Origin of the sequence: Methylibium sp. Root1272, assembly GCF_001425905.1 — a bacterium.
Lineage (GTDB): Bacteria > Pseudomonadota > Gammaproteobacteria > Burkholderiales > Burkholderiaceae_C > Methylibium.
The window spans coordinates 60613-80624 of sequence record NZ_LMDY01000014.1; the positions used below are offsets into that span (position 1 = coordinate 60613).

General features: G+C 66.0%; 20 protein-coding genes, 1 pseudogene and 1 riboswitch. Of the genes and pseudogenes, 12 read left to right on the forward strand and 9 right to left on the reverse strand.

Annotation, left to right across the window (positions count from 1 at the left end; all coding sequences use genetic code 11):
• Positions 1 to 24: 24 nt before the first annotated feature.
• The 4 genes and pseudogenes from radC to ASC67_RS12780 all read right to left on the reverse strand — a co-directional run bounded on the left by radC (position 25) and on the right by ASC67_RS12780 (position 2365).
• Entirely contained in the window at positions 25 to 540 is a 516-nt protein-coding gene (gene radC, locus ASC67_RS12765; RefSeq protein ID WP_056321140.1) for a DNA repair protein RadC, read from the reverse strand.
• A 231-nt stretch (positions 541 to 771) separates the two neighbouring features.
• A pseudogene (locus ASC67_RS12770) lies at positions 772 to 1344 on the reverse strand (TMEM165/GDT1 family protein).
• 3 nt (positions 1345 to 1347) lie between these two features.
• A riboswitch (yybP-ykoY riboswitch) is annotated at positions 1348 to 1519 on the reverse strand.
• Positions 1520 to 1570: 51 nt separating this feature from the next.
• Entirely contained in the window at positions 1571 to 2011 is a 441-nt protein-coding gene (cadR, locus tag ASC67_RS12775; protein WP_056321144.1) for a Cd(II)/Pb(II)-responsive transcriptional regulator, read from the reverse strand.
• Between the two features lie 15 nt (positions 2012 to 2026).
• A complete protein-coding gene (locus ASC67_RS12780; protein ID WP_056321150.1) occupies positions 2027 to 2365 on the reverse strand; it encodes a YnfA family protein in 339 nt (112 codons plus the stop codon).
• Positions 2366 to 2479: 114 nt separating this feature from the next.
• Between ASC67_RS12780 and ASC67_RS12785 the strand changes: the two genes are divergently transcribed.
• From ASC67_RS12785 to ASC67_RS12795, 3 genes are all read left to right on the forward strand, one after another.
• A complete protein-coding gene (locus tag ASC67_RS12785; RefSeq protein WP_056321155.1) occupies positions 2480 to 3112 on the forward strand; it encodes a cation transporter in 633 nt (210 codons plus the stop codon).
• A 13-nt stretch (positions 3113 to 3125) separates the two neighbouring features.
• Positions 3126 to 3839, forward strand: a complete 714-nt coding sequence (locus tag ASC67_RS12790) for a transglutaminase family protein (RefSeq protein ID WP_056321159.1) — start codon at positions 3126 to 3128, stop codon at positions 3837 to 3839.
• A gap of 63 nt (positions 3840 to 3902) precedes the next feature.
• Complete coding sequence (locus tag ASC67_RS12795; RefSeq protein ID WP_056321162.1) at positions 3903 to 4289, forward strand: hypothetical protein; 387 nt, start codon at positions 3903 to 3905, stop codon at positions 4287 to 4289.
• A 446-nt stretch (positions 4290 to 4735) separates the two neighbouring features.
• Here the strand turns inward: ASC67_RS12795 and ASC67_RS12800 are convergent, their stop codons facing one another.
• Complete coding sequence (locus ASC67_RS12800) at positions 4736 to 5071, reverse strand: DUF4148 domain-containing protein (protein WP_056321165.1); 336 nt, start codon at positions 5069 to 5071, stop codon at positions 4736 to 4738.
• A gap of 158 nt (positions 5072 to 5229) precedes the next feature.
• On the opposite strand from ASC67_RS12800, the gene ASC67_RS12805 reads away from it, so the two are divergent.
• From ASC67_RS12805 to ASC67_RS12815, 3 genes are all read left to right on the forward strand, one after another.
• Entirely contained in the window at positions 5230 to 5916 is a 687-nt protein-coding gene (locus ASC67_RS12805; protein WP_056321170.1) for a heavy metal response regulator transcription factor, read from the forward strand.
• Positions 5913 to 7301, forward strand: a complete 1389-nt coding sequence (locus tag ASC67_RS12810; RefSeq protein WP_056321173.1) for a heavy metal sensor histidine kinase — start codon at positions 5913 to 5915, stop codon at positions 7299 to 7301. Before ASC67_RS12805 ends, ASC67_RS12810 begins: the two co-directional genes overlap by 4 nt.
• A gap of 298 nt (positions 7302 to 7599) precedes the next feature.
• Positions 7600 to 8121: a TIGR00645 family protein gene (locus ASC67_RS12815; protein ID WP_056321176.1), complete on the forward strand. Its 522-nt coding sequence runs from the start codon at positions 7600 to 7602 to the stop codon at positions 8119 to 8121.
• Positions 8122 to 8235: 114 nt separating this feature from the next.
• Here ASC67_RS12815 and ASC67_RS12820 read toward each other — a convergent pair whose 3' ends face one another.
• The 3 genes from ASC67_RS12820 to ASC67_RS12830 form a co-directional block, all read right to left on the reverse strand.
• Positions 8236 to 8649, reverse strand: coding sequence for a hypothetical protein (locus ASC67_RS12820; RefSeq protein ID WP_200946935.1), 414 nt, complete (start codon positions 8647 to 8649; stop codon positions 8236 to 8238).
• 147 nt (positions 8650 to 8796) lie between these two features.
• Positions 8797 to 9156, reverse strand: coding sequence for a DUF3703 domain-containing protein (locus tag ASC67_RS12825; RefSeq protein WP_056321183.1), 360 nt, complete (start codon positions 9154 to 9156; stop codon positions 8797 to 8799).
• Complete coding sequence (locus ASC67_RS12830; protein ID WP_404932876.1) at positions 9156 to 11270, reverse strand: heavy metal translocating P-type ATPase; 2115 nt, start codon at positions 11268 to 11270, stop codon at positions 9156 to 9158. Before ASC67_RS12830 ends, ASC67_RS12825 begins: the two co-directional genes overlap by 1 nt.
• A gap of 232 nt (positions 11271 to 11502) precedes the next feature.
• Here ASC67_RS12830 and cadR (ASC67_RS12835) point away from each other — a divergent pair, with 232 nt between their 5' ends.
• Both cadR (ASC67_RS12835) and ASC67_RS12840 read left to right on the forward strand, forming a co-directional pair.
• Positions 11503 to 11946, forward strand: a complete 444-nt coding sequence (cadR, locus tag ASC67_RS12835; RefSeq protein WP_056322108.1) for a Cd(II)/Pb(II)-responsive transcriptional regulator — start codon at positions 11503 to 11505, stop codon at positions 11944 to 11946.
• A 162-nt stretch (positions 11947 to 12108) separates the two neighbouring features.
• Entirely contained in the window at positions 12109 to 12453 is a 345-nt protein-coding gene (locus ASC67_RS12840; RefSeq protein WP_056321195.1) for a CzcE family metal-binding protein, read from the forward strand.
• A 430-nt stretch (positions 12454 to 12883) separates the two neighbouring features.
• Here ASC67_RS12840 and ASC67_RS20630 read toward each other — a convergent pair whose 3' ends face one another.
• Entirely contained in the window at positions 12884 to 13543 is a 660-nt protein-coding gene (locus tag ASC67_RS20630) for a hypothetical protein (protein WP_156466765.1), read from the reverse strand.
• 287 nt (positions 13544 to 13830) lie between these two features.
• Here ASC67_RS20630 and ASC67_RS12845 point away from each other — a divergent pair, with 287 nt between their 5' ends.
• The 4 genes from ASC67_RS12845 to ASC67_RS12860 are packed head-to-tail and all read left to right on the forward strand — an operon-like array spanning position 13831 to position 19985.
• Complete coding sequence (locus ASC67_RS12845) at positions 13831 to 15144, forward strand: TolC family protein (protein WP_056321199.1); 1314 nt, start codon at positions 13831 to 13833, stop codon at positions 15142 to 15144.
• 56 nt (positions 15145 to 15200) lie between these two features.
• On the forward strand, positions 15201 to 15755 hold the full coding sequence (locus tag ASC67_RS12850; RefSeq protein WP_056321202.1) for a hypothetical protein: 555 nt from the start codon (positions 15201 to 15203) through the stop codon (positions 15753 to 15755).
• The gene (locus ASC67_RS12855) at positions 15752 to 16864 is read left to right on the forward strand and encodes an efflux RND transporter periplasmic adaptor subunit (protein ID WP_056321206.1); all 1113 of its coding nucleotides are present in this window, start codon (positions 15752 to 15754) and stop codon (positions 16862 to 16864) included. Before ASC67_RS12850 ends, ASC67_RS12855 begins: the two co-directional genes overlap by 4 nt.
• A 1-nt stretch (position 16865) precedes the next feature.
• Entirely contained in the window at positions 16866 to 19985 is a 3120-nt protein-coding gene (locus ASC67_RS12860; RefSeq protein WP_056321212.1) for an efflux RND transporter permease subunit, read from the forward strand.
• Positions 19986 to 20012 lie beyond the last annotated feature (27 nt).

The following is a 20012-nucleotide window of genomic DNA, read 5'->3' on the forward strand; positions in this document are numbered from 1 at the left end:
CGCAGGCCCCGCACAGCGGGTCGTTCAGAGCAGCCCGCGCTCCGCAAAGCTGGTCACGTCGGCACACGCCACGACCAGATGATCGAGCACCCGCACGTCGACCAGCGCCAGCGCCGTCTTCAGCGTCTGCGTCAAGAACTCATCGGCACGACTCGGTTCGGCAGCGCCCGAGGGATGGTTGTGGGCCAGGATCACCGCCGCAGCGTTCACCCCGAGCGCCTCCTTGACCACCTCACGCGGATACACCGAGGTCTGCGTCACTGTGCCGCGGAACATCTGCTTCAGCTCGATGATCCGGTGCTGCGCATCGAGGAACAGCACGCAGAACACCTCGTGCTCCAGCACCCCGATCTCGAGGCGCAGGTGATCCTTCACCGCCTGCGGCGACGACATCGTGGCACCGCGCCGCACACGATGCGACAACACGCGCCGCGCCTGCGACAGCACCTCCTCGGCAAGCGCAGGACGGTACTGGCCATCGACATCGCGCACCAGCAGCGCATCGACAGCGACAACGGAAGAAGTGGAAGACAACGACATGGCGAACTCCGGTCTGTGTCGGGCGGGACTGCCCGAGACCGGAGCACCACGCCGCAGCGCAGCTGTCAGGGTTCGAAGACGGCCGCAGGCCGCAAGCGCTCGCCTGAGCGAGCGCGCAGACCTTGACGGCGAGAACGACGTGGTAGCGTGGGTCGACACGGCAAGCCCACCCTCCGAAAGCCACTGCATCTGCCTTGCCGCCTGGCAGGCCACGCACACGCGAGCGGGCCCTCAGAACAATCGTCCGACATTGAAGAGCGTCAGGACACCGAGGAAGGCGAAGATCGCCGCAGCGATGCCGTGGACCAATGGCATGGAGACCTTCTTCGCGATCCTGTCTCCCAGGAACACCGCGGGCACGTTCGCCAGCATCATGCCGAGGGTCGTGCCCAGTACCACCTGAATGATGTCGGGGTAGCGCGCCGCCAGCGCCACGGTGGCGATCTGCGTCTTGTCGCCCATCTCCGCGAGAAAGAAGGCAACGACAGTCGTGCCGAAGACGCCGAAGCGCCGCGTGCCGCCAGCTGCCTCGCCATCGATCTTGTCCGGGATCAGGATCCAGCCCGCCATGGCCAGGAACGACACACCGATGACCTAGCGCAGGATGTCGGGGCCCAGCGCCTGGGCCACCCAGCCGCCGACGGCGCCCGCCGCCGCATGGTTGGCCAGGGTGGCCACCAGGATGCCGAGGACGATGGGGATGGGCTTGCGGAAGGCCGCCGCCAGCACGATCGCCAGCAACTGTGTCTTGTCGCCCATTTCACCCAGGGCGACCACGCCCGTCGAGACAAGGAAAGCTACCACACGAACTCCAAGGGCCAGCGAAGACGAAGACTGCACGGCATCCCCGGCCCATCCGGAGGCAGTGCAGTCAAAGGTCTTGCCAGGCTTGAAGCTGCTTGCGCCATGACCGTGAGGGCCAAGTGTGTTGACGCAAGCCCCTGCGGGCGCAGGGCGGCTACTCCCCAATGACGGGTACAACGCCAATTGTAGAGGTCGACGGACGGCAGGGCGGCGGGGCGGGCACTACTCAGTGCGTACCGCGCACGTGGCGCCTGGACGCAGCCGCAGGCTTGGCGCCCGCGTGATCGATGCCCTGGAGAATGCCGCAGTCGGCAGCCGCATGTGGCACCGGGCAGGCGGCTCGCAGCGCGCGCAGTTCCTTCTCCAGGGCGCGCAGGGCCTTGATCCGCTCGGCCACGTGACCGATGTGCTCGTCGAGCAGGCGGTTCACTTCGCCGCAGTCGGCCAGCGGCTGATCCTTGAATCGGAGCAGCACCCGCACTTCGTCGAGCGCCATGTCCAGGCTGCGGCACTGGCGGATGAACGCCAACCGCTCGGCATGCTGGGGTGTGTAGATGCGGTAGTTGCCCTCCGTGCGCCCGGCCGCAGGCAACAGGCCCTCGCGCTCGTAGTAGCGGATGGTCTCGACCTGGGTCTGCGTCGCCAGGGCCAGTTCGCCGAACTTCATAACTGTGTCCCTTCTTCAGCCTGCAGCCCTGGGCTGCAGGGCGATGACCGCCATGCCGGCCAGGCAGATGGCGCCACCTACTAGGTCCCATCGCGTCGGTACGACGCCATCGACGCGCCACAGCCAGAGCAGCGCGACGACGACATAGACGCCGCCGTAGGCCGCATAGGTGCGGCCCGCGGCGCTGGGATGCAAGGTCAACAGCCACGCGAACGCCGCCAGCGACGCTGCCGCCGGCAGCAGCCACCAGACCGGACGGCCCTGCGTCAGCACCAGCCAGGGCAGGTAGCAGCCGACGATCTCAGCGACCGCGGTGATGAAGAACAGTCCTGTGACGCGAAGGAAGTCGAACATGGGTCGTGTCTCTCAAGGTGCCGGGAATGACGGTCAAAGAATCGCAGCATAGCCGCTTGACTCTGGAGCGGCTACAGGGTTTCAAATGCGGACATCGATACCCGAAAGCCCCCAATGAGTGACTCATGCTGCAGCCACGGCTGCGCCGCCCCACCCGCCAGCCAGAGCCCGCGCTACCGCCGCGTGCTGTGGGCGGCCCTGTTCATCAACGCAGCGATGTTCGGCATCGAACTCGCTGGCGGCCTGCAGGCCGGCTCGGTCTCGCTGCTGGCAGACGCGGTCGACTTCTTCGGCGACGCGGCCAACTACGGCATCTCCTTGCTGGTCTTCGGCATGGCGCTGACCTGGCGCGCACGCGTCGCGCTCTTCAAGGGCCTGACCATGGGCGCCTTCGGTGTGTTCGTACTCGGCCGGGCCGCTTGGTCGGCCGCCGCTGGCACCGTGCCCGAGCCGGTGACGATGGGCGCGATCGGCGCCCTGGCGCTGGTGGCCAACGTGTCGGTGGCCGCGATGCTCTACGCCTGGCGCGAGGGCGACGCCAACATGCGCTCGGTGTGGCTGTGCAGCCGCAACGACGCCATCGGCAACCTGGCGGTGATGGCCGCCGCGCTGGGCGTTTTCGGCACCGGCAGCGGCTGGCCCGACCTGGCCGTCGCCGCGGTCATGGGAGTTCTGGCGCTGACCGCCGCGCGCTCCGTCATCCAGCAGGCCCGGGCAGAACTGCGCCCCGTGCCGGCGAACGCTTGAGAGGAAGAAGACCATGTCCGACGCCATGCACCCCTTGTTGGCAGCAACGCCGCTGCTGGATGTTCACCACCCGGACATCGAGGCCCTGGTCGCCCGCCGCGGCTGGCGAACCCTCAGCCCCTACGACCGCATCGGCGCCGTATACGACTTCGTTCGCAACGAGATCGCCTTCGGCTACAACAAAGGCGACGAACTGCCGGCATCCACGGTGCTGGCCGACAGCATCGGCCAGTGCAACACCAAGAGCACGCTGCTGATGGCCTTGCTGCGCGCGGTGGGCATCCCCTGCCGCTTCCACGGCTTCACCATCGACAAGCCGCTGCAGAAGGGAGCGATCACCGGCCTGGCCTACTGGCTGGCCCCTCAACGCATCATCCACAGCTGGGTCGAGGTCAGCCTGGAGGGCCGCTGGATTGCGCTGGAAGGCTTCATCCTCGATGCGCCCTATCTGGCCAGCCTGCAGCGCCGGTTCCCGCAGGCGCGTCGCTTCTGCGGCTACGGCGCCGCCACGCCCGACCTGTCGGCGCCCGGCGTCGAGTGGCGGGGCCAGGACACCTACATCCAGAAGGAAGGCATCGCCGACGACTTCGGTGTCTTCGACAGCCCCGACGCCTTCTACGCGCGCCACGGCTCCAACCTGTCGGGCATCAAACGCTGGCTGTACGAGCGCGTCATCCGCCATGCGATGAACCGCAACGTCGCGCGTGTCCGCGCCTCGCAGTGGTGAACCCCACAGCCCGGTCGCCTTGGAGGCGACGAGGCCAACCCTGTAGCCGCTAGACTCTTGCCCGTGCGTCGAATCCTCGCCATTGTTCTGCTTGCCCTTCTGCCTTTTCAGTTCACTTGGGCGGCCATAGCTTCGTATTGCGGACACGAGACCCAGGCCGCAGTCGAGCACTTCGGGCACCACGAGCACGAGCACCATGCGGACGTGGGCGGCGACGCCGAGCCGGATGCGGACCTGGCTGCAAACGCCGATGTCCAGGGCGACAAGGCGCCCGGCGCCATGGACCTGGACTGCGGCCACTGTCACGGCACTTGCAGCGCGATGCTGACGCTGCCGTCGGCTCTGCCCGGCTTGCTCTCGGCGGCGCACCCCAGCGCCATCCTCGAAGAAGCCGAAGGCGCATACGCGCCGACCCGACCCGAACGCCCTCAGTGGCTGCCCCTCGCCTGATCGGCGAGGCGGGTCTCTTCCTTCTCTGAAGCCCGTTCGCGCCTGAGTGCTTGCCGCAGTCTGCGGCGCCACCGGGCACGACGCGACCCCTGTGTCGCCGCTTGCCGATCTCCCGTGAGTTGTTATCAACACTGGAGCATCGAATGACAGCAACGTATCGAACGAGGGACTGGCGGCCAAGCTGCTGCTGGCCCAAACCGGTAGCCGCAGGCAACGCAACCAAAGAGACTCAGGCCGCTGGGACGGCGGCGACGCCTCTGGCCGGGCGAAGCGCCCTCAGCGCGGCAAGTCTGCGCGTCGGATCGCACCAATGGCACTGTGCAGAAGCAGAACGACATCCACCAGCAGCGCCGTTGTCCTCGGAGGCATGTGGGCGCCGCAAAACGCAAGCGGCGAGGTGGCCCGACAACAGGCCAGGTTCGCCGCGCCCCGAGATCCTCGACCGATCAGCCAGCAGTCGATTCCAGGCGTGCCCGCCGCGCTTCAGGGGATTCGTTGCGCATCTCGTTGATGACTTCCTGACGCGTCTTGCCCGGACCGGTGCTCTTGACGGGCAGGGGTGCGTTGCGCTGCATCAGCGCGAGCGTGCCGTCCTTTCGGGCGGCATCGAGTTCAGTCAGCACCTCGGCGCGCGTCTTGCCGTTCTTGGCGTGATCCGGGTGGTACGTGAATCCGGCTTCGCCGCCGGCAGCGTGGTACAGCGACGTGGCCTGCGACAGGCCTGGCAGAGCGATGGCGGTGATGACGGCAACGGTGGCGAACGCAAACTTGAACGAGCTCATGGTGTCCATTCCTTGGTTGGGAAGTTCCCGCAAGCAACCTGCAGCGGGATGCCTGACGGCATGAGCAGTAATCTAAAAATCGCGCTCCAACAGAGACAGGTCCGGCAGATGACAGTTCGGACAGGTTGTTGGCCGGGTCTCACGGAGGGCAGCGCGCAATGAAGCTGCTGGTGATCGAAGACGAGGTCAAGCTGGCCGATTACCTGCGCAAGGGACTGACGGAAGAGGGATTCGTGGTGGACGTTGCGCACAACGGTGTCGATGGCCTTCACCTCGCCATGGAGTCCGACTACGAGCTGCTGGTGCTGGACGGCATGTTGCCCGGCATTGATGGCCTGAGCCTGCTTACCGCCCTGCGGCAGAGCAAGCAGACGCCGGTGCTGATGTTGACCGCCCGCGTGCGCGTCGAGGATCGGGTACGTGGCCTGCAGAGCGGTGCTGACGACTACCTCATCAAACCCTTCGCCTTCTCTGAACTGCTGGCGCGCATCCAGGGTTTGCTGCGGCGCGCCGGCCCAGCACGCGCCCCGGGGGGCGCGACTGTTCTCGGGCTGGCGGACCTGGAGATCGACCTCGTACGCCGCAAAGCGATGCGTGCCGGACGAAGGCTTGACCTGACAGCGCAGGAATTCAGCTTGCTCGCGCTATTCGTGCGCCGACAGGGCGAAGTCCTGTCGCGCACCGAGATCGCCGAGCAGGTGTGGGACATGAATTTCGACAGCGCCACCAACGTCGTCGACGTCGCCATCCGCCGCCTGCGGAGCAAGCTCGACGCGCCCTTCGAGGGCACCCTGCTCCACACCGTGCGGGGCATGGGTTATGTGCTGGAGGTGCGAGACATATGAGCCGCAGCCGCATAGGGTCGTTGGGGCGCCGGCTGTCGTACTGGCTGGCCCTGCAGAGCCTCGTGGGTCTGGTCGTGGTCTGTGCCGCGGTGTATGGCGCGACGCACCTGGGCTTCCAGTCCCGTCAGGCGGAGGAAATGGTGCAAAAGCAGGTGCAGCTCCGACACCTGCTCGCGGAGGCGGCGCGCGATGGTGACGTTGCGACCCTGAAGCACAAGCTCGACGACTTCTTCATCGGGCACCCAGACATGGAACTTGCACTGACCCGGGCGTCTGACGGTTCAGAGTTCTATCGGCGGTCTGCGCCAAGCCCAGCGATCGACCAGCGCGTCGCGCGTTTCACAGTACCCGCGCCAGCGCCAGCGCAAGGGACACTCGACGCCGTACTGATGCTGGACATTCGGGACGACGCTGCACTGCTGCGTCGTATCGGGTTCACGCTCGCCTTCGCTGCCCTGGCCGGCACGCTTCTCGTGTCGGCAGGCGGGTTCCTTCTTGTGCGCTTGGGCTTGCGCCCGGTGCGCGACCTGGTGGATCAGACCCGCCAACTTGCTGCCGACACGCTGCACAGGCGTCTGGACGGCTCCGCACAGCCTGAGGAACTTGAGCCGCTGATTGCCCAGTTCAACGAGTTGCTCGGCCGGCTGGAGCTGGCTTACGTGCAAATGGAAGGCTTCAACGCCGATGTGGCCCATGAGCTGTGCACCCCGCTGGCCACACTGATCAGCAGCACCGAGCTCGCGCTGCGCAAGGCCCGGGATGCCACTGAACTGCGCGAGGTGCTTGGCTCGAATCTGGAGGAGCTTCAACGCGTTGCCAGCATCGTCCACGACATGCTGTTCCTGTCGCAGGCGGACCGCGGCGTCATCGCACGACGCGTTCCGACCACCAGCCTGGCCGCGTTGGCGCTGCAGGTGTGCAACTACCATGAAGCTGCGCTCGAGGATGCGGGCCTGGCTCTGGAGATCGTCGGCGACGCCTCAGGCAGCTTCGACACCCCGTTGCTGCAACGGGCACTGTCGAATCTGGTCGGCAACGCCACACGCTATGCGCAGCGCGGCTCCACGGTGCGTGTTGAGATCATCCAGTCAGCACCCGGCGAAGTGCAGTTCCAGGTGGTCAATCGCGGCACCGCGATCGAGCCCAGTCACCTTCCGCGCTTGTTCGACCGCTTCTATCGCGGCGATCCCTCGCGCAGCCACGCGGATCGCAATCACGGGCTCGGGCTGGCCATCGTGGCGGCCATCGCGCGCATGCACGGAGGGCGGCCCATGGCCGCATCATCCGAGGGCATCTCGTCGATTGGCATGAGCTTGAAAGACCGGCCGGCCGAAGCTACTTTGCCTCAGGCTGGCACGTCGATCCCAGAACACCAGCTGTCATGAGTTTCTGCTGGACGATCAGCTGCAACGGCGGATCAGCCAATCCACGCAAAGGCGTGCCGTTGACGAAGAACACCGGTGCTTGTCCCGTGCCCAGGCCGGTGTGACCGATGAGGTTCTGCCGCATCGCGGTTTGAGGTCCATCAGGTCTCCACTGGGGAAGCGGAGCCGTAGCCGGCGACAGTGCCTCAAGGTAGTTGCCCTGCGGCCGCTGGCCCTAAGGCCTGAAGCGTGCGAAGGCAGACAATCTCGGGGCCATCGAAACCAACCCACCCCTTGCTCCTGCAAGAGAACTTCGCCCATGCAGTCCAAACCGAATGCGTTCGAGCGCTTCCTTGAGTCGGCCATCTTCGCCAGTCGTTGGCTACTCGCTCCCTTCTTTCTCGGCCTGATCATCGCCATGGCGGTACTGCTCCTGAAGTTCGGCAAGGAACTTTGGTCGTTGCTGTTGGGCGTCTTCGGCTACGTTCAAAACGATGCGGTGATCTCCATACTGACGCTCGTCGACACTGCACTGATCGCCGTCCTGCTGTTGATCATCGTTTTCAGCGGCTACGAAAACTTTGTCTCCAAGCTCAGCATCGGTGACCACGAAGACCGGCCCGCCTGGATGGGAAAGATCAGCTTCTCGGATCTGAAGATGAAGCTCATTGGCGCCATCGTCGCGATCTCTGCAGTTGAACTGCTGAAGGCCTTCTTGATCAGTGTGCAGCTCACGGGCGAGCAGATAGGTTGGAAGATCGCCATCCACCTCACCTTCGTGATCTCGGGCCTTCTGTTCGCCGCCTCGGACTGGATCAGCGACAGCCGAAAGTCCCCCTGAGGAACACGACGCGACGCCGCCCGCATGCCGCTCAGGGATGACTGATTCCTGGTTGAAGTGCGCAGCCCTGAAAGGGCCGTGTCCTCCGTGGAACTGCAGCCTCGCGGAGTGTCACTACCGGAAGCTGCGCCCGGCAAGCAAGCGCCACCGCCGCTGGCGGTGGCGGTAGAAAACCTGGGCGAACAGCCAAACCGGCAACGTGAACAGGCCTGCATCGATGGTGACTGTGTCCCGATAGCGGGTGCGCCCACTGGCCGTGGAGATCGAGATGGTGTGGTCCCAGACCTTGACCAGGGCGCTATGGCCGTTATCGCGCAGAAGGAAGCCAGCTGCCGAGTCGGGGTATGAGATCACGATGGCCTGTTTGCCGAAAGGCACGAAACCGAAAATGCGCACGCCGACCCAGTACGTGCCCTCGGCCCAGGTCTGGGGCCAGATGTACGGTTCGAGCGGTGTGAACTGAACCAGCGGGTAGGCGACAAAGTTCAGCAGACGCGTTGTCACAGCATGGGTGATCGCGTCATCCATCGAACATTCAAGGTCTGTGGAGATGTCTACTTGCATCTTGCATTGCTCGGCTTCATAGGGCGCGCTGCGCTCGGCCTCCAACGCGTGGGGCTGGCCGCCATGGCCGCGCCAATCAATCTCGATGACGGAGACCAGCCGGCGCCGGTGTCATCGGTCGCGTTCCTCGATCAGCCGTTTGAGTTCAGGCGGGATGGCCATCGGCTTGAAGGCGCTGACATTCGCGCCGCCGGTATTGCCCATCGGCAGGCGTCCGACCAGATGTCCGATCGGGACCAGTGCGATGCGCAGAACCTGACCGATCACCTCGCGCCAGTCGCCCGCTGACCAGCCCACCCGGAGCATCTGCCAGTGAACCCGCAGATGCGGCACGAAATCGAGCTGGCCGAGCACATGCGCCCGTTCCAGGGCCGCGAACGCGCTCCTGGCGTCGCCCACGGCCCCGTGCTGCCCGGCTTCTGCCATGGCCGCCTCGAAGGCTTCGATGCGAGACAGCCCCGTGTTCAACATCACTTGACCTCCCCTTTCTTCAGCAGCCGAAGACCGTTAGCCACCACCAGCAGGCTGGCGCCCATGTCGGCGAAGATGGCCATCCACATGGTGGCGCTGCCGAACACCGCCAGCACCAGGAACACGGCCTTGATACCCAGCGCCAGTGTGATGTTCTGCCACAGCACGGCATGTGTGGACCGGGACAGCCGGACGGTCTCTGCAATCCGGCGCAGATCGTCGTTCATGACCACCACATCCGCGGCCTCCATGGCGGTGTCGGTGCCGGCGGCACCCATCGCCACGCCGATGTCGGCCTGCGCCAGTGCTGGCGCGTCGTTGATGCCGTCGCCGGTCATCGCGGTCAGGCCATGTTGGGCCTGCAACGTCTTGATGGCCTCCAGTTTGTCTTCAGGCAGCAGGTTCCCGCGCGCTTCATCGATGCCGGCTTCGTGCGCGATGGCCGTCGCTGTCGCCTGGTTGTCGCCGGTCAGCATCACGGGCGTGATGCCCAGGGCTTTGAGCGATGCAACCGCCTCGCGGGACGAGGCCTTGATCGTGTCGGCCACCGCGAACAAGGCGATGGGGCCTGCGCTCGATGCCAGCAGGCTGACCGTGCGACCCGCTTCCTCGTGGGTGCGCAAGGTCGCCTCCAGAGCCGGCGAACACTGACCGCGTTCCTCGATCAAGCGGTGGTTGCCCAGCACGTAGACGGCTCCGCCGACGTCGGCCTGCACGCCGCGGCCGGCGATGGCCTTGAAGTCCTTGGCCTCGACGTTGTTGGGGGTCAGGCCGGCGGCGATGGCGCGTGAGACCGGATGGTCCGAGTGCCCCGCCAGGACGGCGGCGATGTGCTCGGCGGTGGCTGCGTCGACCTCGGTGCCAATCACTTCCCACGCCACGAGCTTGGGCTTGCCTTCGGTGATGGTGCCCGTCTTGTCCAGCGCGATCGCCTTGATCTTGCGGGCTTCCTCCAGGTAGATGCCACCCTTGATCAGGATGCCGCGGCGCGCTGCGGCGGCCAGGCCGCTGACGATCGTCACCGGTGTCGAGATCACCAGGGCGCAGGGGCAGGCGATCACCAGCAGGACCAGCGCCTTGTAGACCGCCTCCAGCCAGGTCCAGTCGAGCAACCAGGGACCGAGCAGTGCCACGGCCAGCGCGATGACGAAGACCGCCGGCGTGTAGACGGCGGCAAAGCGGTCGACGAAGCCCTGGGTGGGCGCCCTCGTCCCCTGGGCTTGCTCGACCGCGTGGATGATGCGAGCGAGCGTCGAGTTCGAGGCCAGCGCGTTGACCTCGAATTCGAAGGTACCGGTCTCGTTGATCGTCCCCGCGAAGACCGGATCGCCGACCGCCTTGTCGACCGGAATGCTCTCGCCCGTGACCGGCGCCTGGTTGATGCTGGAACTTCCGGCCGACAGCACGCCGTCCATCGGCACGCGCTCACCCGGACGTACTTGCACGACGGCGCCCAGCATCACGGAGGCCACCGGCAAGGTCGCCCAGCTGCCGTCGGCCTGGCGCACCAGGGCTTCCTCGGGCGCCATTTCTAACAGGCCCTTGATGGCGTTGCGGGCGCGATCGACGGCCCGCGCCTCGATCGCCTCGGCGATGGCATACAGCGCCATCACCATGGCCGCCTCCGGCCATTGGCCGATCAGGAAGGCGCCGGTCACGGCCACCGTCATCAGCGCATTGATGTTCAGCCGCCCATGGCGCAGTGCCGTCAGACCTTTCTTGTAGACGTCGAAGCCAGCCAGCCAGATGGCGGCAGCCGCCAGAGCCAGGCCTGCGGCCTTCCAGACCTGCGTGTCCGGAGCGAAGAAACCAAGCACCTCCGCGCCGATGGCGAGCAGCAAGGCGCCACCCAGCCGCCATGCGCCGCCCGAGCCGGCGCCATGGTCATGGCCGTCGGCTCCGGCCTCAGAACCCGTCGCCGCGTCGTTTCCCTTGTCCTGGATGGGTTGCGGATCGAAGCCGGCTTTGCGGATCGCAACCAGGGCTTGTTCGACGGAAATCGCCGGTGCGTCGATGGCCATCGTGCGCTGACCCAGCTGGAAGGTCATCGCGCGGATACCGGTGATGTGCTCGACTGCGCGCCGGATTTCCGACTCCTCGCTGGCACAGTCCATCGTCGGTACGCGAAAGCGGGCCCCACCGGCGGTCAAATCCGCGCCGGGGAGCGTGCCCGCAGCGGGCGCATCGCCGTGGCAAGCGCCGCAGGCATCGGCAGGCTTGGCTGCTGCAGCGGCAGGAGTTGGAGAGTGGGGGGTGCTCACAGTGGCTTTCCTTGATGGGTTGCAGGCATTGGAAACCCTGAAGTCGGTTTAGAGTCAAGCACTTTGATCCCAGATGGAGAAGACCATGCGCATCGGTGATTTGGCCGAGTCGACCGGGACGGCGATCGAGACGATCCGTTTTTACGAACGCGAGGGTCTGATCCCCGCAGCGCAGCGCGCGGAAAACAACTACCGCATGTACACACCCGCACACGCGGAGCGGCTGGCGTTCATCCGCCATTGCCGCAACCTGGACATGACCCTCGATGAGATCCGGACGCTGCTGCGGCTGCGCGATGCGCCCCTGCAGGACTGCGGCGAGGTGAACGCATTGCTCGACGAGCACATCGGGCATGTCAACCACCGTATCCGCGAGCTGCGGACGCTGCAGAAGGATCTGAAGGCATTGCGCGCGCGGTGCGGCACGCCCAACGCCATCGAGCAGTGCGGCATCCTCAACGAGCTCGACACCGCGGCAGCCCAGTCCACGCCAGCGCCGCCGCACCGTCACATCCGCGGAACGCACTGAATCCCGGCACAGCGGGCACGACTGCCGATGACGAACATGACGAGACGGTCATGTTCCTGTTCTGCGGCTGTTGGTATGCAGTTTCTACAGTCACCTTCGATGTCGGCAAGGCGCGCGGTTCTGCGCAGCTGCCGGCACTTACCCCCATCGAAAGGACTGAACATGCAATCGACCCGTCGACTCCGTACCGCTGCCCTCGTCGCCCTGAGCGTCGTCCCTTTCCTCAGTTTTGCCGCCAGCGGACCTGAGTTCAGGAACGGCCAATCCATCTATGGGCAGCCGGCGACCCAGGGCGCTCCCGTTCGCGTCGTGGACCTCGCTGCCACGGATCGGCTCAACGTCGGCTACGGCGAAAGCGTGGTCTTCCGCAGCGGCGCACAGCAGTTCTCGTGGACTTTCAACGGGCTCGACCGGAGGTCCGTCGATGTCAGTCAAATCGCGCCGGCAGGCTTTGCCAGCAAGCCCTTCGCCGTGCACGTCGGCCGCAGCCCGTCGAATCGACACTGAGATCGTTGCGGTGCAGTCCTTGGCTTCTGCGCGCTGGCAGGAATTCGCAGGTTGCCAGTGCGCTGCCCCGGCCGGCGCGTCCCCAGTTGTTTTACAAGGCGGGGAGGCCGTGTCTAGGCCGCCAAGTGCGGAGAGATGGAGATGCCTCGCCGCATTGAGGCCAACCAGTCGTGCGCACAGGGTGCGAGAGTGACAAGCGCCTCGATGTGCCGGGCAACTGCTCTTGGCTGTAGCACGCGTGGAGAGAGGACTCGCCCGAGCGGTCAGCTCACGGAGCTGAAGCGATCCAGAGTCCGCCTGCCGCTCTATCCGGCGCTGGTTGGCGGTGATTGGCGGTGATTGGCGTTGGAAGCCTGCTCCGTGATAGCTTACTGTTCGTCCTATCTTGCCTCTGGCTCCAGCGACTTCTATGCAGGTCAAGTACCTCGACTCAGCGCTTGCTCAGACACTGACCTGGATTTGGTTGGTCGTGCTTGCTGCCGGTGGGGTGGCCTGGTTGATTCACCGCTACTGGCGCGCGCGGCATCCCATCCCGCGACCGGAACCCGTGCTCAGATACAGCCAGCGACTGCAACAGCGTCTCGCGAAGAGTCAGGTGGTCAAAAAGCGCAAGCATCCGAAGCGCCCGTCCACGAGCCACCGACAACGGGACTGATGATGACCATCCTGCAAAGGCCTGCTCTGTTCGCATCGAAGCTCTCGACCGCGTGCGACAAAGGCACGTCGCGCCGGCCGGGGTGGGCGTCGCAGGTGGTCCCATGGCTTTGGATCTGCCAGAAGGTAGAGAATCAGTCAGCTGGGTTGGGCCCAGGAAAACCCTGTGTCCGTTAGACTTGTTGCAATGTCCCGCTTCCTTGCCATCTTCTTTCTTGTTCTGCTGCCGTTCCAGTTCAGCTGGGCGGCAGTGGCACCGTACTGCGGGCATGAGCGTGAAGTTGTGTCCGGGCACTTCGGTCATCATGAGCACCACCATCACTCTGCGGCTGAGGGCGATGGCGATGGCAGGACGTTTGCGGATTCGAGAGCCACCACCGAACTTCAGGCCGACAAAGCGCCAGGCGCCATCGATCTGGACTGTGGTCAGTGCCATGGCAACTGCAGTGTGATGCTGTCCTTGCCGTCATACCTTCCCGCCGGGGTTTCGGTTGAGCGGCCAGGCGCCACCATCGACGTGGCCAGCGGCGCACACGCGCCCACCCGACCCGAACGCCCTCAGTGGCGGCCCCTCGCCTGATCGGCGAGGCGGGTCTCTTCCCTTTCTGATGCCCGTTCGCGCCTGAGTGTGCGCCGCAGCCTGCGGCGCCGTCGGGCACGACGCGACCTGTTGGTCGCCGCTTGCCGATCTCCCGTGAGTTGTTTTCAACACTGGAGCATCGGATGACACCAAGAACTCGAACGAGGGCCCTGCTGCTGCGCGCCAGCGTAGTTGCCGCCGCGACCTTCTGCGGCACGACTGTGCAGGCACAGGCCACTACGGCGGCCGCTGCGACTGCCACGGCTGCAGGAGCGCCAGGCACGGAAGCCGCCGCAAGCACACTGAGCCTGCGCCAGGTCTATGAAGCTGCATGGGCCCGCCAGCCCGAAGCTCTGGCGCTGCAGGCGCGGCGCGACGCTGTACGCGCTCAGCAAAGCGCAGCGAAGGCGTGGACGCCAGAGCCGGCAGCGCTGGAACTCTCGAACAAGACCGACCGCCTGGGCAACAACCAGGGCGCGCGTGAGGTCGAGGTCGGCATCGCCGTGCCGCTGTGGCTGCCCGGTGAACGTGGCCGCAGCGCAGCGCTGGCCGACGCCGAGGGCGCTGCCATCGAAAGCCGGGCCACTGCGGCACAACTGCGCGTCGCCGCCACCGTCCGCGATGCCTGGTGGCAGTGGCAGCGTGCGCGCATCGAGGTCGGAACCGCCCGCGATCAACTCGAAAACACCCGCCTCATTGCCGCTGACGTGGCCCGGCGTGCGAAGGCAGGCGATCTGGCCCGCGCCGACCAGCACCAGGCTGACGGCGCGGTGGCCAGCTCGGAAGCTGCTGTGGCGCAGGCCGAGGCCGGCCTCGCGGCGGCACGACAGCATCTGCGTGCGCTGGCCGGCGCCGCACCCGCATTGTCTGGCGCAGGCGACACCCTGGCCGAGCCGGATCCCGGCGCCGCAGCCACTGAGCTCGAAGCGCACGCCGCTTTGCAGGAGCTCAAGGACCGCGCCACCGTGGCAGATCGAACCGTCGCGCTGACCGCCACCCAGTCGCGCGCCAACCCCGAGCTGATGCTGGCAACCACGCGAGACCGCGGTGCCCGCGGCGAGGCGTCCCAGCAAACCATCACGCTGGCCATCCGCATCCCCTTCGGCGCTGGGCCGCGCTTCGATGCCCGCAGCGCCAACGCGCGCGCCGAGGCGACCGAAGTCCAGGCCCAGTTGGCACTGGAACGTGAACGTCTCACTGCAGAACGGGAAGCGGCGCGCGTGCGTGTCGAAGCCTCGCGCACGCAGTTAGCAGCCGCCGAAAGACGTGCGCAACTCGCCCGCGAGTCGCGCGGCTTCTTCGACAAGTCCTTCCGACTCGGCGAAACCGATCTGCCGACACGCCTGCGCATCGAGGCCGAAGCCGCCGAGGCCGACCGACAGGCGGCACGCACCCGCATCGAACTCTCGGCAGCGATTTCCGCATGGCGCCAGGCCCTCGGCCTTCTGCCCCAGTGATGGCTGCCGGCGCCGTGTCCGTGATTCCTACCCCCGAATCCTCCAGGAACCCTTCCATGAACTTCCCGAAACTCCCGGCCGCGCTGCTCGCTGCGGCCATCATCCTTGCTGTGCCCGCCTGGGCGGGTGAAGGCCATGACCACGGTGACGCTGCACCTGCGGCCGTCGGCCAAGCACTCCCGCGGTTCTCTGCGGTGTCAGAGACCTTCGAGCTCGTCGGCGTGCTCAGCGGCAAGCAGATCACCCTGTACCTCGACCGCTTTGCCGACAACAGCCCGGTGCGCGGCGCGCAGATCGAGCTCGAGATCGGCGGCGCGAAGTTCAAGGCCGAGAAACAAGGTGAGGACGAATACGAAGTCGTGTTGCCCGATGAGCCCAAGCCCGGCGTTCTGCCGGTCGCCGCAACCGTGATCGCAGGCAATGAGACCGACTTGCTGGCCGGTGAACTCGACATCCACGAGGAGGCGCACACCGAGGAGGCGGTCGCATCCATTGCCTGGATGAAGTACGCAGGCTGGGCTGCGGGCGGCGTGGCGGTCCTGGCCCTTCTCCTGTGGGGTGGGCGTCGTTTGATGGGCGCTCGCAGCGCTCGCGCCGGGGGTGCAGCATGAAGCGCACGCTGATCGCCACCAGCTTGGCGCTGTGGTTCGCCCTGGCAGCACTGTCTCCAGCCCATGCCGGCGAAGGCCACGACCACGGCGATGCGCCGGCAGCGCCCAGTGCCAACGGCCCGCAGCGCCAGCCCGACGGCAGCGTCTTTCTGCCCAAGCCTGCACAGCGCCAGCTGGGCGTACGCACCGTCGTCACCGAAGCCGCCGAGCTGCCCCGCACCGTGGAACTGGGTGCCAAGGTGCTCATGGACCCGAATGCCGGTGGCAAGGTACAGCCGCTGAACGCCGGCCGTATCGAACCGGGGCCGCGTGGCCTGCCCAACCCTGGGCAGACGGTGCGGAAGGGTGAGGTGCTGGCCTACGTCGTTCCGTCGGCGGCGCCCATCGAACGATCGAACCAGGCTGCACAACTGGCCGAGCTGCGCGCCGCCAAGGCGCTGGCCGACAAGCGCATCGCGCGCCTGCAGGAGCTGGCCGACACGGTGCCGCGCAAGGAGATCGAAGCCGCCGAGAGCGAAGCCGCCAGCCTGGCGGCACGCATCTCTGCCGTCGGTGGTGGCTTGGCCACCCGCGAGGCGTTGGTGGCGCCGGTGTCGGGCGTGATCGCCTCGGCCAACGTGGTGGCCGGCCAGGTGGTGGATGCCCGCGAACTGATCTTCGAGATCGTCGACCCCTCGCGCCTGCGCATCGAAGCGCTGGCCTTCGATGCCGCCATCGCCGCGAACATTGGCGCCGCGACCATTGCCCTGGGCGACAAACGTGTGCCCCTGACCTTCATCGGTGCGTCGCGTAGCTTGCGCGAGCAGGCGCTGCCGCTGGCCTTCCGGGCCCAGGGTGATGCGCTCAACCTGCTGGCTGTCGGCCAGCCGGTGCGTGTGTTCGTGCAGACCAAGGACAAGGTCAAGGGCATCTCGGTGCCTGTGGCCTCGCTGATGAAGAACCCGGCCAATCAGACTGTCGTCTGGGTCAAGACGGCGCCCGAGCGCTTCGAGCCTCGCACCGTCACCACCGAGCCGCTGGACGGCGTCAATGCCGCGGTGACTTCGGGGCTGGAACCGGGCGACCGGGTCGCGACGCAAGGCGCCACCTTGATCAACCAGGTGCGCTGACATGTTCAAGTGGCTACTCGACAACAGCCTCACGAACCGGCTGCTGGTGATCATCGCCAGCGTCGTTCTGATGGCCTACGGCGCGTTCACGCTCTCCACCACCCCGGTGGACGTGTTCCCGGACCTCAACAAGCCCACCGTCACGATCATGACCGAGGCCGGTGGCATGGCCGCCGAAGAGGTGGAGCAGCTCATCACCTTCCCGCTGGAGACGACCATGAACGGTCTGCCCGGCGTGGAGTCGGTGCGCTCGACCTCGTCGGCCGGCCTGTCCTTCCTCTATGTCACCTTCGACTGGAGCACCGACATCTTCCGTGCCCGGCAGCTGGTTTCGGAGCGGCTGTCGTCCATGGAAGAAGGCATCGCCGAAGGCGTGGTGCCGCGCATGGGTCCGATCAGCTCGATCATGGGCGAGATCATGCAGATCGCCATTCCGGTCGATCCGAGCAAGATCAGCGCGATGGCCGTTCGCGAGTACGCCGACTGGGTGCTGCGCCCGCGGCTGCTGTCGGTGCCCGGCGTCGCGCAGGTCATCCCGATCGGTGGTGAAGTGCGCCAGTTCCAGGTGCAGCCGAACACGACGCGCATGGCCGAACTGGGCATCACCCACGACCAGCTCGAAGGCGCATTGAAGGGCTACTCCTCCAACACCTCCGGCGGCTTCCTGGAGTTGAACGGGCGCGAGTACCTGATTCGCAACCTAGGCCGGACTTCACGCCTCGAAGACCTGAACAACCTGGCGCTGACATCCAAAGATGGGCAACCGATCCTGATGCGCCAGATCGCCGAGGTGACCTTCGCCGCGGCGCTCAAGCGCGGCGACGCAGGCTACGAAGGCAAACCGGCCGTGATCCTGGGCATTCAGAAGCAGCCGACTGCCGACACGATTGCCCTGACTCAGTCCATCGAAGAGGCCCTGGTGGGGCTGAAGGCCTCGCTGCCGGCCGGCATGGAGGCACCGCGCGTGACCTTCCGCCAGGCCAGCTTCATCGAGGCCTCGATCACCACGCTGCAGGGCAAGCTGATCGGCGCGTCGATCTTCGTGGCGGTCATCCTGTTCTTCTTCCTCGGGACCTTGCGGCCGACCATCATCGCGCTGACAGCCATCCCGGTGTCGATCTTCATCACCGCGTTGGTCTTCAAGTATTTCGGGCTGTCGATCAACACCATGACGCTCGGCGGACTGGCCATTGCCATCGGCGGCCTGGTCGACGACGCGGTGGTGGGCGTCGAGAACGTGCTGCGACGGCTGAAGGCGGACCGCGCCAATCATCCGCACAGCCGCCTGAATCCGATCGAGATCGTTGCGCACGCGACGATGGAGGTGCGGTCAGCGATCCTGTATGCCACGGTCATCATCGTCCTGGTCTTCATCCCGCTGTTCGCGCTGCCGGGACTGGAGGGCAAGCTGTTCGTGCCGCTGGGCATCGCCTTCATCGTGTCCACGCTGGCCTCGCTGATCGTCTCGGTGACGGTGACACCCGTCCTGAGTTACTACCTGCTGCCGCGGATGAAGAACCTGGACCATGGCGACACCAAGGTCCTGGCCTGGCTGAAGGCGCGTTACCGCAGCAGCCTGCAGGGCGTGCTCGATCGGCCCAAGGCCGCCATGGCCGCTGCAGGTGCAGCGGTGCTCGTTGCTGCGGTGGCCGTGCCGTTCTTTCCGACGACCTTCCTGCCGCCCTTCAATGAAGGCACGCTGCTGATCGGCCTGCGCCTGAACCCCGGTGTCACGCTGACGGAATCGTCAGCGCTGGCGCGCCAGGCCGAAGTGCTGGTCAAGCAGGTGCCTGAGGTGACACACGTCGGGCGGCGCAGCGGCCGCGCGGAACTGGACGAGCATGCCGAGGGGGTGCACGTCAGTGAGCTCGACGTGGGCTTGAAGCCCACGGCGGAACTGACGCGCAGCATGGACGAGATCAAGGCCGACATCCGAGCGCGCCTGGTCAACCTGCCGGCCGCATTAGAGATCGGCCAGCCCATCTCGCACCGCATCGACCACATGCTGTCGGGCGTGCGGTCTCAGATCGCGATCAAGATCTTCGGCGAAGACCTCGATGCACTGCGCGGCCAGGCCGACGTGCTGCGCGCAAAGCTGGCCACCATCCCCGGCATTGCCGACCTGCAGATCGAGAAGCAGGTGCTCGCGCCGCAGATCAAGGTGCGCATCGACTACGCCGCGGCCGCGCAGTACGGCGTGCCAGCGCCTCAGGTACTGTCTGCATTGCAGGCGCTGGTCGAAGGCGAGAAGGTCACCCAGATCGTCGAGGGCAGCCGACGCTTCGCGCTGGTGGTCAAGCTGCCGGAATCGGCACGGTCTGTGGAAGGCCTGGGCCAGATCCTGATCGAGACGCCCAACGGCCGCATTCCGCTGTCGAAGATCGCCACCATCGAAGACGGTGACGGCCCGAACCAGATCAGCCGCGACGACGGCAAGCGGCGCATCGTGCTGTCGGCGAATGCGTCAGGCCGTGCGTTGTCGGAGATCGTGGCGGACATTCGCAAGGTGGTCGCCGAAACGAAGCTGCCCGAGGGCTACTTCATCACCCTGGGTGGCCAGTTCCAGGCCCAAGAGGAGGCTTCGCGCCTGGTCGGCCTGCTGTCGATCGTGTCGCTGACGCTGATGTTCGTGGTTCTTTACAGCCGCTACAAGTCGGCGGCGCTGTCGGCACTGATCATGGTGAACATTCCGCTCGCCCTGGTCGGCGCCGTGCTCGGCCTGTGGCTATCCGGCCAGCCGTTGTCAGTTGCAGCACTCGTTGGCTTCATCACCCTGGCCGGCATCTCGGTTCGCAACGGCATCCTGAAGGTCAGCCACTACATCAACCTGATGCGCTTCGAGGGCGAGAACTTCGACCAGAAGATGATCATGCGCGGCTCGCTGGAGCGGCTGAGCCCGGTGCTGATGACGGCGCTGGTCACCGCCTTCGCGCTGGCGCCGCTGCTGTTCGAGGCCGAGCAACCCGGCACTGAAGTGCTGCACCCGGTGGCGGTGGTGATCTTCTCCGGCCTCATCAGCTCGACCCTGCTCGACACCTTCCTCACGCCCGCGATGTTCTGGCTCTTCGGGCGCAAGCCGGCCGAAGCGCTGATGGACGACAAGGACGCCGAGGCGCTTTGATTTCTTCCCCTGTTCACACCCACCACC

Excerpts from the sequence above, each read along its gene's own strand:
- radC (WP_056321140.1), bottom strand. The coding sequence starts at position 540 with ATGTCGTTGTCTTCCACTTCTTCCGTTGTCGCTGTCGATGCGCTGCTG.
- cadR (WP_056321144.1), bottom strand. The coding sequence starts at position 2,011 with ATGAAGTTCGGCGAACTGGCCCTGGCGACGCAGACCCAGGTCGAGACC.
- ASC67_RS12780 (WP_056321150.1), bottom strand. The coding sequence starts at position 2,365 with ATGTTCGACTTCCTTCGCGTCACAGGACTGTTCTTCATCACCGCGGTC.
- ASC67_RS12785 (WP_056321155.1), top strand. The coding sequence starts at position 2,480 with ATGAGTGACTCATGCTGCAGCCACGGCTGCGCCGCCCCACCCGCCAGC.
- ASC67_RS12790 (WP_056321159.1), top strand. The coding sequence starts at position 3,126 with ATGTCCGACGCCATGCACCCCTTGTTGGCAGCAACGCCGCTGCTGGAT.
- ASC67_RS12800 (WP_056321165.1), bottom strand. The coding sequence starts at position 5,071 with ATGAGCTCGTTCAAGTTTGCGTTCGCCACCGTTGCCGTCATCACCGCC.
- ASC67_RS12805 (WP_056321170.1), top strand. The coding sequence starts at position 5,230 with ATGAAGCTGCTGGTGATCGAAGACGAGGTCAAGCTGGCCGATTACCTG.
- ASC67_RS12810 (WP_056321173.1), top strand. The coding sequence starts at position 5,913 with ATGAGCCGCAGCCGCATAGGGTCGTTGGGGCGCCGGCTGTCGTACTGG.
- ASC67_RS12815 (WP_056321176.1), top strand. The coding sequence starts at position 7,600 with ATGCAGTCCAAACCGAATGCGTTCGAGCGCTTCCTTGAGTCGGCCATC.
- ASC67_RS12820 (WP_200946935.1), bottom strand. The coding sequence starts at position 8,649 with ATGGATGACGCGATCACCCATGCTGTGACAACGCGTCTGCTGAACTTT.
- ASC67_RS12825 (WP_056321183.1), bottom strand. The coding sequence starts at position 9,156 with ATGTTGAACACGGGGCTGTCTCGCATCGAAGCCTTCGAGGCGGCCATG.
- ASC67_RS12830 (WP_404932876.1), bottom strand. The coding sequence starts at position 11,270 with ATGGACTGTGCCAGCGAGGAGTCGGAAATCCGGCGCGCAGTCGAGCAC.
- cadR (WP_056322108.1), top strand. The coding sequence starts at position 11,503 with ATGCGCATCGGTGATTTGGCCGAGTCGACCGGGACGGCGATCGAGACG.
- ASC67_RS12840 (WP_056321195.1), top strand. The coding sequence starts at position 12,109 with ATGCAATCGACCCGTCGACTCCGTACCGCTGCCCTCGTCGCCCTGAGC.
- ASC67_RS20630 (WP_156466765.1), bottom strand. The coding sequence starts at position 13,543 with ATGGCACTGACCACAGTCCAGATCGATGGCGCCTGGCGCTTTGTCGGC.
- ASC67_RS12845 (WP_056321199.1), top strand. The coding sequence starts at position 13,831 with ATGACACCAAGAACTCGAACGAGGGCCCTGCTGCTGCGCGCCAGCGTA.
- ASC67_RS12850 (WP_056321202.1), top strand. The coding sequence starts at position 15,201 with ATGAACTTCCCGAAACTCCCGGCCGCGCTGCTCGCTGCGGCCATCATC.
- ASC67_RS12855 (WP_056321206.1), top strand. The coding sequence starts at position 15,752 with ATGAAGCGCACGCTGATCGCCACCAGCTTGGCGCTGTGGTTCGCCCTG.
- ASC67_RS12860 (WP_056321212.1), top strand. The coding sequence starts at position 16,866 with ATGTTCAAGTGGCTACTCGACAACAGCCTCACGAACCGGCTGCTGGTG.